Genomic DNA, 15,113 nt, shown 5'->3' with positions numbered 1-15,113 from the left:
GGCCCGTCACCGGCGCGCATGAAACTCGGGGCGACGATCAGCGGGCCGCGATCGCGTCGCCTTCAAGCTTGTAACAGATTACCGCCATGGGCTCGGGCTCTTCCTCGGTCTCGAGACCGGTTACGCCCTGCGCCGACATGGCCGCGGTAACAAAACTCGTCACCACGTACAGGCGATCCTTCTCGAACACGTACAGGTCTTTGATGGGATCGCCGCGGCCCTGCAACGTGACCGTCTTGACAAACTGCCCCTCGGGGTTGAACACGTCGAAGACGCCCAGGGTTCCCTTGGGCAGGTTGCGCGCGCCGGTGCCGCTGAGCACCCAGATGGAACCGTCATCGCGCACGTAGATGGTATCGATGTCCTTGTTCATGTCCGCGATGGTGACCTTGCAGTTGGGAATGCGCTGCGCCCAGTAGCCCATCACCGTTTCCATGAACTTCTTCTCGTTGTCAGGCCGTGCGGTGTGTTTGTACTCGCGCTTGATGACCTTGTCGATACCTCCGGCCTTGTTGTAAACGGTGATTTCGTAGTTCTCGTACGAGTTGCAGGCGTAGACCTTGCCGTCCTGGCCCACTTCCCAGCGGCGCTCGAACGTGTCCCACGCAACGTCGCTCATCTCGGCGGCAGACATGTTGATGGTGTTGTCCTTGGAGGCGTACTCGCACAGCTGCTTGCCGCTGGCGTCGACACTGGCCAGGAAGCCGTTGCGCGACCACTTGTTGGCTTCCTGGTCGAACTTGGTGCGGGCCATGAACAGCACGGTGTTTCCGCCGCGCGCCTCGCCGCCCTGCAGCAGCTGGAAGCCGCCGTCGTCCGTCTTGGGGATGACGCCGTCACCGGCGGGCTGGCCATCGAGCGTCAGCAGAACGATCTTCCCCGGCACCGCCTGCAGCACAGCGACCTTGTCGTCCCCGGTGAAGTACATGGCCACCGGACCGCGGAACTCACCGGGGCCTTCACCCTCACGCCCCATGGCGCGGAGGAATTCCCCGTCCTTGGAGTAGACCTTCACTTCGTTGAGCTGGCTGTCCAGCAGGTAGACGTCACCGTTGGCGTAGATATCGATATCACTGATGACGCCGAAGAACTCGTCCTCGTCGTCGGTGTCCCCGCCGAGGCGCCACAACTCGGGCAGCTTGATGGTGGCGGGCGGGGCGAAACCCGTTGCGGGGCTGGTGACGGTCTTGACACCGTTGACCGTTTCCACCTTGCCCTTCCAGTCGCCCGCGCCAGCCACGCCGGCCACGAGCAGGAATACCAGTGAGAGGGCCGCGCCGGCCGCGGCACGGGCCCAGGGGGTCAGATTGATACGGGTCATGGGGATCCTTGCTCCTTGGGAAAGATTGCACATCCGGAAGTATCCGTAAGTACGTGCGGAATTCGTATTGGGTTCCGCGGGAATCAACCGCTTGGAACCGTCCAGGTACACGCCCGGGGCCCCGGCATTCGGCGGGTTTCCACGCCGAGTCTAAGGGTTTGCGGGGACCCCGGCAACGGGCGGGGCAGAAAATGCCCATTGACTGGAATAAATCAATCGATTAATCTAATCACCCGATTGAGGTGATTGCCGGTGAATGATCCCACCAAAGAGAGAATCCTGGACGCGGCGGAGCGCATGTTCGCGGAGAACGGAGTGGCCGCGACCTCGCTGCGCGCCATCATGAAGGAGGCCGGCGCCAACATGGCCGCCGTGCACTACCACTTCGGCTCGCGCGAAGGGCTTCTGGAGGCACTGATGGCGCGGCGGGCGGAACCGGTCAACCGGCGGCGGCTGGAACTGCTCGACGCCATCGAGCAACGCCACCTCCGCGGTGTGATTCCGGCGGAGGACATCGTGCGGGCCTTCTGCGCACCGGCCCTGGAGATGCTCGGGGATCCCCAACGCCGCCACGTGTCCCGGCTGATCGGGCGCATCGTCATGGAGGCTCCGGACTCCGCCGCCATGACGCGCATCTTCGGCACGACGGCGCGACGCTTCGTGTCCGCCATCCAGCGCGCGGCCCCCCACATCACCGAGGACGAGGCGTGGGTACGCCTCCATTTCATGGTCGGCACCATGGTGTTCACGCTCACCGCACCGCGCTCGCCGGTGTGCGACCCGTCCATGTCGGTCGACACCCAGACGGTACTGGAACAACTCATCGCCTTCGCCTCGGCCGGGCTGGCGGCTCCGTGCGCGGCGGAATCCGGGAAGGAATGATCGTGAGACGCTCCCTCGTCACGCTGGCATTGCTGCTCACCGGTTGTGCATCGGCTCCCGACCGGCGCCCCCCCACCATCGAGGTCGCCACGCCCGGCACCTACGCGAGCACCGCCGTTCCGGGATGGTCCGCGGCCACCAATCCGGCGGACTGGTGGTCCGGGTTCGACGACACCGTGCTGGATTCGCTGGTCAGCGAGGCGCTCGGGAACAACATGGACATCCGCGCGGCCGCCGCCCGCGTCGATGCAGCCGCGGCGGCGGCGCGCATCACGCGCGCCGACCAGTGGCCGCAGCTCAGCGCGGGAGGGCGCGCGCAGAAGTCGGAGAGCAAGATCATCGGGTTCCCCATTCCGGGTGGTGGCGACGTCCTCACCGTGCGCAGCGAGCAATTCGGCGTCTCGCTGGACATGAGCTGGGAGATCGATCTGTGGGGCCGCATTCGCAAGGGAGAGGAAGCCGCACTCGCCGAGCTGGGCGCAAGCTGGGCGGACTTGGCCGCGGCGCGCATGTCCATCGCCGCGCAGACCGCCAAGGCGTACTTCGCGCTGATCGAGGCGGAACGCCAGGTTGCGTTCGCGGACACGTCCGTTGCGAGCGTGGCGCGGACGGTCGATCAGGTGCGCCACCGCTACGAGCAGGGTGTGCGCAGCTCTCTCGATCTGCGCATCGCGCTGACCATACTGGCCAACGTGGAGGCACTGCGGGTGCGCCGCCTGCAGCAGCGGGCCACCGCGGCACGGCAACTCGAAATCCTGATGGGGCGCTACCCGGCCGCCGAGGTCGCCACCCGCGGCACCATGCCGGACATGACCGGCCCGGTGCCCGGCGGACTCCCCAGCGAGCTGTTGATCCGGCGTCCCGACCTGGTGGCGGCGGAACGGCGCTACGCGGCGTCCGAGTCCCGGGTGTCGCAGGCGCGGCGCGCGTTCTTTCCCCGCATCACGCTCACCGGGAGCGCCGGCACCACCAGCAACGACCTCAACGACCTCGTCGACCTGGACTTCGGCGTGTGGAACATCGCTGCGGGGCTGGTGCAGCCCATCTTCCAGGGGGGACGACTGCGCGCCAACCTCAGCCAGTCCCACGCGCGCGCCGATCTGTCGCTCGCAGCCTACGTGCAGGCGCTGCTGGTCGCCTTCAACGAGGTGGAACAGGCCCTGACCGCGGAGGCCCTGCTGGCCGAGCGCGAGCGCCACGTGGCCGAAGCCACGCGCCAGTCGCGCGCCGCCTACCGGCTGGCACAACGCGAGTACGAGGCGGGCCTCACCGACTACATCGCGGTCCTGGAGACACAGCGATCCGCGATCGCCGCCAGCAGCGAACTGATCACCGTGCAACGCGAGCGCCTCGACGCCCGCATCAACCTTCACCTCGCTCTGGGCGGGGGCTTCGACATCGAATCCCAGTGGAACGACTTCCTTCTCGAAATGACGTCCGCGGACGGAGGGGCGAAATGAGCGAACGCCGCAAGCAGATACTGGTGCCCATCATCATCCTCGTTGCCGGCCTGCTGATCAGCGTGGTCATGGTCAAGTCGCGCAAGCCGGCGCCGCAGCGCGCGCCGGAGGACTTCGCGCCGCTGGTGCGCGTGATCACCACCGAACCGCGCGACACGCGCCTGTCCGTCACCACCCACGGCACCGTGCAGCCGCGCACGGAAACCGCGGTGGTGGCCGAGGTGGCCGGGCGCATCATGTCCATCGCCCCCACCTTCGCCTCCGGCGGCTTCTTCGCAAAGGGCGACGTACTGTTGCGCATCGACCCGGTCGACTACGAGCTGGCGGTGGTGGCGTCGCGCAGCGCGGTGGCACAGGCGAAGGTGCGGCTGGAACAGGAGCAGGCGCAGGCGGACCTGGCGCGCGAGGAATGGAAGCAACTCGGCAGCGGCGAGGCCAACTCGCTGGCCACGCGTGAGCTGCAACTCGAGGAAGCGCGATCGGCGCTGGAGGCGGCCGAAGCCCGCCTGCGCCAGGCACAGCGCAATCTCGACCGTGCCACCGTGCGCGCGCCCTTCGACTGCCGCGTGCGCGAAAAGACCGCCGACGTCGGCCAATACCTCAACCCCGGTTCACCGCTGGCGCAGATCTACGCCACCGACGCCGCCGAGGTCCGCCTTCCCATCCCGGACGGCGAGCTCGCCCACCTCGACCTGCCCATCGACTTCCACGGCGGCGGCAAGGTGGAAGGACCGCGCGTGACGCTGCGCGCCAACCTGGCCGGCCGTGAACGCAGCTGGACCGGACGCATCGTTCGCGTGGAGGGCGAGATCGACCCGCGCACGCGCATGGTGTTCGTGGTGGCGCGCGTGGACGATCCCTACGGCAAGGCGGCGAAACAGACCGGCGCGCCGCTGGCGGTGGGACTGTTCGTGGAGGCGGAGATCGAGGGCCGCGCGGTGCAGCAGGCGGTGGTACTCCCCCGCAGCGCGGTGCGGCGCGGCGACGTGGTGCTGGTGGTGGACGACGAGAATCGCATCCGCTTCCAGCCGGTGGAGGTGTTGCGCGCGGGTCGCGAGGACGTGGTCATCGGCAATGGCCTCAGCGGCGGCGAGCGCGTGTGCATCTCGACCATCGAAACCGTCACGGAAGGAATGAGTGTTCGTACCGGGGATGCCCGGCCGGACGAACCGGCGGACACGACGGCTTCGGTGTCCGCCACGGAGGCGGCGCGATGAATCCGCTGCTGCGCTGGTTCGCCGCCAACTCCGTGGTGGCCAACCTGATGATGATCGTGATCCTGGCTGCGGGACTGATTACCGTCAACACCATCACCAAGGAAGTCTTTCCCGAGTTCTCGCTCGACATGGTCACCGTGTCGGTGATCTACCGGGGCGCTGCGCCCGAAGAAGTCGAGGAGGGCGTGTGCGTCAAGATCGAGGAGGCCATCCAGGACCTGGAAGGCATCAAGCGCATCACCTCGAGCTCATCGGAGGGGATGGGATCCGTGCTGGTGGAACTGGAGCCGGGCACGGACGTGCGTGAGATGCTCAACGACGTCAAGACGCGCGTCGACGCCATCTCCACCTTCCCGGACGAAACCGAGAAGCCGGTGATCGCGGAGGTGACCAATCGCCGCCAGGTCATCGATATCGCCGTTTCGGGGGCGGTTTCGGAGACGGTGCTCAAGGAGGTGGCCGACCGCGTGCGCGACGAGTTGCAGGGCGCGGGCGACATCACCCAGGTGGAAGTGGTTGCGGCGCGGCCCTACGAGATCTCCATCGAGGTCTCAGAAGAGGCGTTGCGGCGCTACGACATCACCTTCGACTTCGTGGCCGCGGCCATTCGCCGCTCGTCGCTGGACCTTCCCGGTGGCTCCATTCGAACCGCGGGCGGCGAGATCCTGCTGCGCACCAAGGGACAGGCGTATCGCGGCGCGGACTTCGACAACATCGTCCTGATGACACGGCCGGATGGAACGCGGCTGCTGCTGGGCGACGTGGCCCGGGTGGTGGACGGGTTCGCCGAGACCGACCAGTCTGCGCGATTCTCGGGCGAGCCCGCGGTGCTCGTCCGCGTCTATCGCGTCGGCGACCAGAATGCGCTGGATATCGCGCGCGACGTCAAGGCCTACGTGTCGGAGGCGCAGGCGCGCATGCCGGCCGGCGTCGCCCTGACGGCATGGAACGACTACTCGCGCATCCTGCGCGGCCGCCTGAATCTGCTCATTACCAATGCCATCCAGGGCTTCATCCTGGTGTTCATCATTCTGGCCTTGTTCCTGCGGCTGCGGCTCGCGTTCTGGGTGAGCCTCGGCATTCCCATCTCGTTTCTCGGCGCCCTGTGGTTGATGCCATCGCTGGGTCTCACCATCAACATGCTCTCGCTCTTTGCCTTCGTGGTGGTGCTGGGGATGGTGGTCGACGACGCCATCGTGGTGGGCGAGAACATCTATGACCGCATGGAACAGGGCGAGCACGGCGTGGATGCCGCCGCCCGCGGCGCCACCGAGGTGGCGGTGCCGGTGACCTTCGCCATTCTCACCACGGTATGCTCCTTCATGCCGCTGATGATGGTGCAGGGCACCACCGGCAAGTTCATGCGCGTGATTCCCATCATCGTCATCGCCACGCTGGTGTTCTCCTGGATCGAATCCCTGTTCATCCTGCCCGCGCATATCGCACACTCCCGGCCCGATACCGGGGAGGCACGCAATCCGGTGAACCGCGCCTGGAAGCGTTTCCAGAAGCGCTGCGCGGACGGACTCGACACGGTGGCGCGAAAGTTCTACGCGCCCGGGCTGCGCATCGCGTTGAAGTTCCGCTACGGCACGGTGGCCCTCGCCCTGGCCGTCATGCTCATCACCATCGGCATCGTGGGCGCGGGCTGGATCAAGTTCCGCTTCTTTCCCGACGTGGAATCCGATTTCGTCGCCGCATCGGTCACCATGCCCCCCGGCGTGTCGGTGGAAAGCACCGCCGACGCAGTCGCGCGGCTGGAGGAGAACGCGCTCGCGCTGCGCGACCAGCTGGAGGCCGGCCTCAGACCGGGGGCACCCTCCCCCATCCAGCACATCTTCACCGCCGTGGGCGACCAGCCCTACCGCGCGCGCCAGAGCGGGCCCGGTGGCGGCGGCAGTCTGGCCGCCAGCAACGTGGGCGAGGTGCTGCTGGAACTCGCACCCGCGGAGAAGCGCCGCGTCACCAGTTCCGAGGTTGCGCGCCGCTGGCGCGAATCCACCGGACAGATTCCGGACGCCATTGAGCTCTCGTTCAGCGCCACCATCTTCTCCGCGGGCGATCCCATCAACGTGCAACTGGCGGGCCTGGATCTGGACCGGCTGGAGGCGGCGGCGGGCAGCATCAAGGAGGCGTTGACCCACTACGAAGGCGTGTTCGACATCTCGGATTCGTTCCGCGGCGGGAAACAGGAGATCAAACTCACCGTCAAGCCGGCCGCGGAAGCCTACGGCATCACGCTGTCCGATCTGGGCCGCCAGGTGCGCCAGGCGTTCTACGGTGAGGAAGCGCAGCGCATCCAGCGTGGACGCGACGACGTGCGCATCATGGTGCGCTTTCCCGAGGCGGAGCGACGTTCGATTGCCGATCTCGAACGTATGCGCATTCGCACACCCGACGGGGGCGAGGTGCCATTCACAGAGGTGGCCAAGGCCGACCTTGGCGCCGGCTTCTCCACCATCCAGCGCGTGGATCGCAAGCGCACTATCAACGTAACCGCCGACGTCGATCCAACGCGCGCCAACGCCAGCGAAATCAACCGCGACCTGAAGGAACGTGTGTTGCCAGGCATACTGAAGAACTATCCGTCGGTGAGCTACTCGTTCGAGGGCGAGCAACGCGAGCAGGCCGATACCATGGGCGATCTGGGTCGCGCCTTCCTGCTTGCCCAGCTGCTCATTTTTGCGCAGCTCGCCATCGTGTTTCGTTCCTACATCCAGCCACTGATCGTCATGTCGGTGATTCCGTTCGGGCTGGTGGGCGCGGTGTGGGGCCACATCGTGATGGGGATCGACCTCTCCATCATGTCGGTGTTCGGCCTGGTGGCGGTGACGGGTGTGGTGGTGAACGACAGTATCGTTCTGGTCGACTACATCAATCGCAAGCGCCGCGAGGGGCTGCCCATGGAGCAGGCACTGCGCGAAGCGGGCATTCGGCGCTTCCGTCCCATCTGGCTCACGTCGCTGACCACCTTCGCCGGGCTGACCCCGCTGCTCCTCGCGCGCAGCGTGCAGGCCAAGTTCATGGTACCGATGGCGGTGTCACTGGCCTTCGGCGTGGTGGGCGCAACCTTCATCACGCTGGGCCTCGTTCCCGCGGGCTACCTGATCCTCGAGGACGTGAAACGGGGGGTATTGCGGCTCTCCGGCAAGGCTCCGGTCGCGACCACGGCCGGCGCCGTCCGCACCGACGAAGCCTGACGCGGGCGCGCGCCTCACGGGAGTACGGCGTCAGCGCCCGGCGCCACGGCACAGCTGTTCGAAGAACTCGATGCGCTCGCGCTCTTTTTGATCGCTGCCCACGTGACGTATCGCCTCCCTGGGGACGCGCCGGCCGGAACTCGCCGCCACGAACCGGCGGATGTCATCCACATGGTTCGTAACGTTGTCCTCGCTGCATGGAAGCTCCAGGATGAAGTCAACCTTCTCCATGAAGTTCGTGTCCTTGTACCCGGCAATCACCGGAATTCCCCACGCCAGGTACTCGGACATCTTGAGCGGGGAGTTCTCATGAATCTGCACGCGGTGCAGCGCCAGAGAGGCGATTGCGACGTCCGCCGAGGCCATGATGGAGGCGTAGTCGCGCTGGAGCATGGGACCGTGGGCAATGACGTTATCGGGAAGCGGCGCGTCCATTTCGTCGGGGCCGGGCCCGACCAGGTCGAAGCGCCAGCCGGGAAAGGCACGCGCCAGTTGCAGGATCTTGTCGGTACCGTGAAACGGCTTGCCGGCCGAGCCAACGAAGACCAGACGCGGGGAGTCGTTTTGCGGCGCGGGCAGGGGGCGAATGGTATCCAGATCGACGCCGTTGGCAATGACGCGCCGCTGTCCCCTGAAACCGGCGAAGTGCGCCTTGCGCGATACCTCGTGGCTGACGAACACGATGCCCGCCGCCCGCTTCAACAGCAGCCCGCGGGTCGCGCACTTGTACCAGTAGCGGTGGCGCGCATGCAGCCTCGCTTCGGCCAGGTCATCGGTATTGACCTCGAGCACCAGCCGCGACTTCCGTGACACCGTGTCGAACGCGGGATACCAGGGACCGTAGCGGCGGTAGACCAGGTCCGGGCTCCAGTCGAGCATGCGGTCGACCAGCCGGGGCATGCGCAGCAGGCGCTCCACGCGCGAATGCCATACCACCTGTTCCACACGCACGGCCGCCCCGCAGGCGCGGCGCCACTCGTCGGCGGTATCACGCGCGGAGAGATTGAAGACGGCAACGTCCAGTCCGGACTCCACCCAACGGCGCACCTGCGCGGCGATCTTCTTGAAGACCCCGCTGCGCGGTCCATCACTCCACTCGTGATAGTACGCAACCCGCACGACGGCTCACCCCTTCCCCGGAGCCGCGCACAACGCCAGATACGCATCCACCGACTTCTCCAGCGAGAAGTCCCCCGCGCGGCGCCGCAGCATGTCGCGGTCGGGGGGCGATTCCATTGTCTCTACGATGGCGTCCGCGAGCGCAGCGGCGTCGCCCACCGGTACCAGCCGGCCATGGCGCCCGCCCTCCAGAATCTCCTCGGGGCCACTGGGACAATTCGTGCTCACCACCGGACACCCGCACGCCATGGCTTCGATCAATGCCGTGGGCAGGCCCTCCGAACGCGACGACAACACGAACACGTCTGCACCCAGGAGCGTGGTGTAGGGATCGTCGACGAACCCTGCAAAGGTCACATCGTCCGCAACGCCCGTTTGGTTGGCGAGCGCCTGCAGCCGCGGGCGTCCCGGTCCGTCACCGAGTATCAGCAACCGGGCGGGACGTCGCGCGCGCACCGCGACGAATGCCCGGATCAGCGTTTCGAAGTCCTTGGGCGCGTCGAGCCTCCCCATCCCAACCACCAGCCCGCCGCCGCGGGCACCCGGCGCGGCGGTCCGCAGCCGCGCCTCCAGCCCGGGCGTTACGATCGGGTTGTAGATGGTGTGGATATCTTCCAGCGGCATTCCACTCTCGCGTGCGAGACTCTCGGCAACACCGTGCGAAACGGCGACGACGGCATCCAGTCGTGGATATGCGCGCCAGGCCATTCTCGTCACTGCGCGCACCTTGACACCCCGGAATTGCTCGCGCTGCACGGTCTTGTTGTGATGGACGGTTCCGATCACCCGGGTGGGTGCACCGCTCAACCATCGTGCGGCCAGTGCCACGAGGTTGGCGTGGTCCATGAAGCAAACCATGGCGTCGGGGCGTTGGCTGCGAAGATAACGCGACAATCGCGGCAGGGAGTACACCACACGCGGTGCGCCGAGATCCACGACCCGGACATCGGGGTGGAGGTTCTGCAGGTACGGCCCCGCGGCACGAGCCAGCACCATGTCGACCACGACGCCGCGCGCCGCGAAACCCGCCGCAAGGTTGACGGCGGAGCGCTCTGCGCCGCCACCGCGCAACGACGGCAGGAAGAAAGCAACCCGGCCGATGTTCGTCGGTGGCGTCATGCCGTTGAACGGGTGTTCGCGCCGAGCACGTCGAGATAGAGATCCTGGTAGCGCCCGGCGACCGCCGGCAGCCCGAACCGATCCTCGATGCTCCGCCGCGCCCTCAGACCGAGCTCGCGGCGCTCCGGCGCGGGCAACTGCAGGCAGGCAAACCAGGCCGCCGCGAGCGCGTCCGCGTCACCCGGAGCAACGACCCAGCCACAATCCCCCACCAACACCCTCGCGTCGCCCACGTCGGTCACCACGCACGGAACACCGCAGGCCATCGCCTCCCCGACTGCCGTCGGGAACGATTCGCTTCGCGACGACGAAGTGGCAACGTCCAGCGCCGCATTGATGCGACCGACGTCGGCGCGCGGCCCCAGAAGATGAACGCACCCGTTCAGCTTCTCTTCTTCGATCCACCGCAGCAGTTCGGGGTTGCTTCGTTCCATGCCCGCCCCGCACAACACGAACTCCACCTGCGGCATTCGCGCGCGAAGCCTCGATGCCGCCCGCAGGAAACCCCGGTGGTCCTTGTGGGGACTGAAACGGGCGACGAGACCAACCAGCGGGGTGTCGGCCCCGGCACCGAGCTCCCGCCTCACGTCATGCCGGCTCACGGCGTCGGGCTTGAGCGCGGTGGTGTCGAACCCGTTGGAAATGACGGTGATCTTTTCGGCCGCGTACCCCCGGGCGACGTGCGCGTCCTTCGCCGCCGACGAGTTGGTGATGATTTCAACCGGCATGGTCCGGGAGAGATACGCGAGCAGCGCCGCGATTCGAATGGTGCGCTTTCGATCCATGGCCGGGTCGAGGTTGGAATGCCGGATGTTCCATACCACCGGAACCCCCACCATGCGCGCCGCCAATCCCCCGACCAGATCGGCATGGTACATCCACGTCTGCACGATGTCGGCGCTCTCGCCGCGCAACAACCTCGCCAGTCTCCCCACCGCCATCGGGTTGGGCCACCCGCGCGCCATGCGCAACGAATGCACCGGCACACCCAGCGCCTCGATTCGCCCGGCGACGGCGCCCGGCGGCGTCAACGACACCACCTGCGGCGCGAACCGGGTGCGATCGGTGACGGACAGCAATCCGCCGAGCATCATTTCCGCGCCACCCACGTCGGTCGACGTAATGATGTGAAAAACGTTTATCACGACTGGCCAGCTTACCATGCGCCCGCCGGACGAACAACGGCTTCGGACGGAAGCGGCGCTCCAACCGGCTGCATGAACGCATCCAATCGAAAACGGCCGCGGGGTGAGTTCAACCCGCGGCCGTCATTCGACTCTTTCGGCGTCCGTCAGCGGCGACGATCCAGCGGCAGCACCCCGGCGAGGTCACCCACCACGTTCACGACCTCGGAACCGGCGGGGACGATGACCTTGGCGTTGTCCTTGAGGGAGGCTTCCGTGACCTCGAGACGCTTCAGGAGCTGCGCGTTCCCCACGAAGTACTTCTCCGCCGCTTCGTTGACCAGGCGGATGGCCTCGGCCTCGCCGCCGGCGGAGAGGATTCTGGCCTGGCGCACACCCTCCGCCTTCTTGATGGCGGCACGCTTCTCGCCGTCGGCTGCGGTCTCAGCGGCGGTGGCGTAGTCGACGGCCGCGATCTTCTCGTTCTCCGCTTTGACAATCTTGTTCATCGTCTCCTGCACGTCCTTGGGCGGATCGATCTGCTTGAGCTCCGCGCGCACGATGTCGATACCCCAACTGTGCGTTTCCTTCACCAGCACCTTGAGCAGGTCCTCGTTGATGCGCCCGCGCTCGCTGTTGGCGGACTTGAGCGTCAACGTTCCGATGATGTTACGCAATGTGGTTCGCGCCAGGCTCACAATCTGAGACGACACGTCGTTGACGTTGTACTGCGAGTTCTTCACGCTTTCCTCGTCCTGCTTGATCCGGAAGTAGATCTGCGCGTCGACGAGGGCGTTCAGGTTGTCGTTGGTGATGATTTCCTGGGGGTCGGCGTCCACCATCTGCTCGGTGACGTTGACGGTGTAGAGCCGCTCGATCACCGGGAATACCCACTGGAAACCCGGGTTGGCGAAACGCTGGTAGCGCCCCAGCCGCTCGACCAGACCGCGGCGTGTGGGCCGGACAATCCGAATCCCCATGAAGAAGACGATAAGAACAACGACACCGGCATACATGAGGAGCGCAGACATGTTTTCCTCCTGGTTGGGCCCGGGGGCCGCTTGATGCACCGGATACACCCCCGGCGCCGTTCCTATTCGGTCGAAAACGGCGGCGGGAAGGCTATCGCTTCCGCTTCGGGCGGTACACGTGGGTGCTCTGGCCGAAGAAGACTTCGGCGGCCTCCATGACGGTCTCGGACAGGGTGGGGTGCGGGTGGATGGTGAGCTTGACGTCCGATACCAGGGCGCCCATCTCGATTGCGAGCGCGCCTTCCGCGATGAGGTCGCCGGCTCCCGCGCCGGCAATTCCGACACCGAGCAGGCGCCCGGTCTTCGGGTCCACGATGAGCTTGGTGAGGCCGTCGGTGCGCTCCAGCGTCATGGCGCGGCCGGAAGCCGCCCACGGAAACTTGGCCACCTCGACCTCGACACCCTTCTCCTTCGCCTGGGCCTCGGTGAGGCCGCACCAGGCAATCTCGGGATCGGTGAACATGACGGCGGGAATCGCGTTGGGCTCGAACGCCACCTTGTGTCCCGCAATGACCTCTGCCGCCACACGCCCCTCGTGCGACGCCTTGTGCGCCAGCATGGGTTCGCCCACCACGTCGCCGATGGCGAAGATCGACGGTTCCGCGCTGCGCCGTTGCACGTCGACTTCGACGAAGCCGCGTTCGCTGACTCCGACGCGGGTATTCTCCAGCCCGATGTCGCGCGCGTTGGGCCTGCGTCCCACCGCCACCAGCACACTGTCGTAGCGGGCGGTCTCCGACGTCCTGCCTTCGAAGGTGACGTGCACACCTTCGCCGTCTTCCCGGGCGGCGGTCACCTTCGTCTCCAGCATGATACGCTTGAAGTTCTTGCCGGCGCTCTTCTCGAGCACGTTCACCAGGTCGCGGTCGGCGCCGGGCACAAGACCGGACAACATCTCGACGACGGAGACCTTCGTGCCCAGTGCCGCGTACACGCTGCCCAGCTCGAGGCCGATGTAGCCGCCACCCACCACCAGCATCGACGCGGGCACGCGCTCCAGCGCGAGCGCACTCGTTGAGTCCAGCACGCGCGGAGATGCCGCGTCGAACATGGGCAGCGTAACCGGCAGCGAACCGGTCGCCACGATGGCGTGCTCGAAAGACAGCGTGCGTGCGCCACCGGTGGCGAGCTCCACCGACATCGTGTGCGCGTTCTCAAATCGTCCCCGCCCCTGGACGAACTCCACCTTGCGCGACTTCGCCAGCGTTCCCACGCCGCCGGTAAGTTTGCGCACCACGCCGTCCTTCCAGCTGCGCAGCGCATCCAGGTCGACCTTCGGTTCGCCGAAGTCGACACCCATGGCCTTCGCCGCGGACGCCTCGTGCAGGAGTTTCGCCACGTGCAGCAGAGCCTTGGAGGGGATGCAACCCCGGTACAGGCACACGCCGCCCGGGTTCTCGTCCAGGTCGACGAGCGCGGTCTTCAGGCCGAGGTCGGCGCCGAGAAACGCGGCGGCGTAACCACCGGGTCCGCCGCCGAGCACGACCAGCTGGAAAGAGTCCGCCGCCATGCAATCAGCCTTCGAGGGAGAGCAGGATGGGGTTTTCGATGGCCTCGCACACCCAGCGCAGGAAACGCGCCGCGGCCGCGCCGTCGATCAGGCGGTGATCGTAGGAGAGCGAGAGTGGCAGGATGAGCCGCGGCTCGAAGTCCGCGCCATCGTACACCGGCTTCATGGATGCACGCGACACCCCCAGGATCGCCACTTCCGGCCAGTAGACGATGGGCGTGAAGCCCACACCGCCGATTCCGCCCAGGTTGGAGATGGTGAAGCACCCGCCTTCCAGCTGGTCCGGCATGATGTGCTTGTTGCGCGCCTTCTCCGCAAGCTCGTTCACTTCCACCGACAGTAGTGTCATGTTCTTGCGGTCCGCGTCGCGAATGACCGGCACCAGCAGACCACGGTCGGTATCCACGGCGATGCCGATATTGACGTACTGCTTGTGAATGATCTCGCTCTTTGCCACATCCACGCTGGCATTGAAGTCGGGGAAGCGCCGCAGCGCCGACGCGCACACCTTTACCAGGATCGAGGTCATGGTGAGCTTGCCACCCTCCGCTTCGACACGAGGCGCATACCGCTTGCGCGCTGCCTCGAGCGCGGTGATATCGGCCTCATCGTGCTGGGTAACGTGCGGGACGGCGTGCCAGGCCGCGGCCATGCTCTGCGCCGTGATCTGCCGCACCTTCGACATGGGCGTGCGTTCGAACGCACCGAAGCGGGAAAAATCCGGCAGTGCACGTGTCCCTGACACGGGCGCACCGGCGGGTGCGGCACCGCTGCGCGCGCCGGCGATGATCGACTTGGCGAATGCGTGCACGTCGTCGGAGGTGATGCGCCCGCCCGCACCGCTACCCCGCACGCGGTGGATCTCGATGCCGAGCTCGCGCGCAAGACGGCGCACGGTGGGAGACGCGGGGACCGCTGCACCCTGCTCCTGGGCCACGGCCACCACGGCTTCGCGCAGCGACTCCGCGTTGTCCTCGTTCTCGCCCTCGCCGGACGCCGCCGGCTGCGGGGGTCCGGGCGCGCGCTCCTGCGCCGCCTTCTTCTCCGGCGCGGTCACAGGCTTCTTCTCGGCGGATGGCGCGGCCTTTGTCACCCCCCGGGCCGCCTCGGTGTCGATACGCGCGATCACA

11 protein-coding genes are annotated in these 15,113 nt (G+C 66.6%); 4 read left to right on the top strand and 7 right to left on the bottom strand.

The features are described 5' to 3' along the window. Positions 1–37: 37 nt before the first annotated feature. A complete protein-coding gene (locus tag OEX18_11115) occupies positions 38–1,321 on the bottom strand; it encodes a 6-bladed beta-propeller (GenBank protein ID MDH4337810.1) in 1,284 nt (427 codons plus the stop codon). A 252-nt stretch (positions 1,322–1,573) separates the two neighbouring features. On the opposite strand from OEX18_11115, the gene OEX18_11110 reads away from it, so the two are divergent. From OEX18_11110 to OEX18_11095, 4 genes are read left to right on the top strand one after another with little or no spacing between them, the layout of a single operon-like run. Next, the gene (locus OEX18_11110) at positions 1,574–2,203 is read left to right on the top strand and encodes a TetR family transcriptional regulator (GenBank protein MDH4337809.1); all 630 of its coding nucleotides are present in this window, start codon (positions 1,574–1,576) and stop codon (positions 2,201–2,203) included. A 2-nt stretch (positions 2,204–2,205) separates the two neighbouring features. Beyond that, positions 2,206–3,663, top strand: coding sequence for an efflux transporter outer membrane subunit (locus OEX18_11105; protein MDH4337808.1), 1,458 nt, complete (start codon positions 2,206–2,208; stop codon positions 3,661–3,663). Continuing rightward, positions 3,660–4,880 carry an efflux RND transporter periplasmic adaptor subunit gene (locus OEX18_11100; protein MDH4337807.1) on the top strand — a complete coding sequence of 407 codons (1,221 nt, stop codon included), beginning with the start codon at positions 3,660–3,662 and terminating at the stop codon, positions 4,878–4,880. Before OEX18_11105 ends, OEX18_11100 begins: the two co-directional genes overlap by 4 nt. Further along, complete coding sequence (locus tag OEX18_11095) at positions 4,877–8,080, top strand: efflux RND transporter permease subunit (protein MDH4337806.1); 3,204 nt, start codon at positions 4,877–4,879, stop codon at positions 8,078–8,080. The genes OEX18_11100 and OEX18_11095 overlap by 4 nt, the downstream gene beginning before the upstream one ends. 30 nt (positions 8,081–8,110) lie before the next feature. Here OEX18_11095 and OEX18_11090 read toward each other — a convergent pair whose 3' ends face one another. The 6 genes from OEX18_11090 to OEX18_11065 all read right to left on the bottom strand — a co-directional run. Continuing rightward, positions 8,111–9,199 (bottom strand): glycosyltransferase, encoded by a 1,089-nt coding sequence (locus OEX18_11090; GenBank protein MDH4337805.1) that lies wholly within the window; start codon positions 9,197–9,199, stop codon positions 8,111–8,113. A 6-nt stretch (positions 9,200–9,205) separates the two neighbouring features. Continuing rightward, complete coding sequence (locus OEX18_11085; GenBank protein ID MDH4337804.1) at positions 9,206–10,318, bottom strand: glycosyltransferase; 1,113 nt, start codon at positions 10,316–10,318, stop codon at positions 9,206–9,208. Continuing rightward, positions 10,315–11,463 (bottom strand): glycosyltransferase, encoded by a 1,149-nt coding sequence (locus OEX18_11080; protein ID MDH4337803.1) that lies wholly within the window; start codon positions 11,461–11,463, stop codon positions 10,315–10,317. The genes OEX18_11085 and OEX18_11080 overlap by 4 nt, the downstream gene beginning before the upstream one ends. A 146-nt stretch (positions 11,464–11,609) precedes the next feature. Then, positions 11,610–12,473, bottom strand: coding sequence for an SPFH/Band 7/PHB domain protein (locus tag OEX18_11075; GenBank protein MDH4337802.1), 864 nt, complete (start codon positions 12,471–12,473; stop codon positions 11,610–11,612). A 91-nt stretch (positions 12,474–12,564) separates the two neighbouring features. Further along, positions 12,565–13,983 (bottom strand): dihydrolipoyl dehydrogenase, encoded by a 1,419-nt coding sequence (gene lpdA, locus OEX18_11070; protein MDH4337801.1) that lies wholly within the window; start codon positions 13,981–13,983, stop codon positions 12,565–12,567. A 4-nt stretch (positions 13,984–13,987) separates the two neighbouring features. Beyond that, positions 13,988–15,113, bottom strand: a 1,126-nt coding sequence (locus OEX18_11065; GenBank protein MDH4337800.1) for a 2-oxo acid dehydrogenase subunit E2, incomplete at its 5' end; no start/stop codon positions are given.

The organism is Candidatus Krumholzibacteriia bacterium (genome assembly GCA_029865265.1).
GTDB lineage: Bacteria > Krumholzibacteriota > Krumholzibacteriia > WVZY01 > JAKEHA01 > JAKEHA01.
Note: the sequence above shows the minus strand (reverse complement) of the source record. Positions and strands in the feature narration are given on the sequence as shown.

Bases quoted from the DNA above. Each gene is read 5' to 3' on its own strand.
- OEX18_11115 (MDH4337810.1), bottom strand. From the start codon at position 1,321: ATGACCCGTATCAATCTGACCCCCTGGGCCCGTGCCGCGGCCGGCGCG.
- OEX18_11075 (MDH4337802.1), bottom strand. From the start codon at position 12,473: ATGTCTGCGCTCCTCATGTATGCCGGTGTCGTTGTTCTTATCGTCTTC.
- OEX18_11085 (MDH4337804.1), bottom strand. From the start codon at position 10,318: ATGACGCCACCGACGAACATCGGCCGGGTTGCTTTCTTCCTGCCGTCG.
- lpdA (MDH4337801.1), bottom strand. From the start codon at position 13,983: ATGGCGGCGGACTCTTTCCAGCTGGTCGTGCTCGGCGGCGGACCCGGT.
- OEX18_11100 (MDH4337807.1), top strand. From the start codon at position 3,660: ATGAGCGAACGCCGCAAGCAGATACTGGTGCCCATCATCATCCTCGTT.
- OEX18_11095 (MDH4337806.1), top strand. From the start codon at position 4,877: ATGAATCCGCTGCTGCGCTGGTTCGCCGCCAACTCCGTGGTGGCCAAC.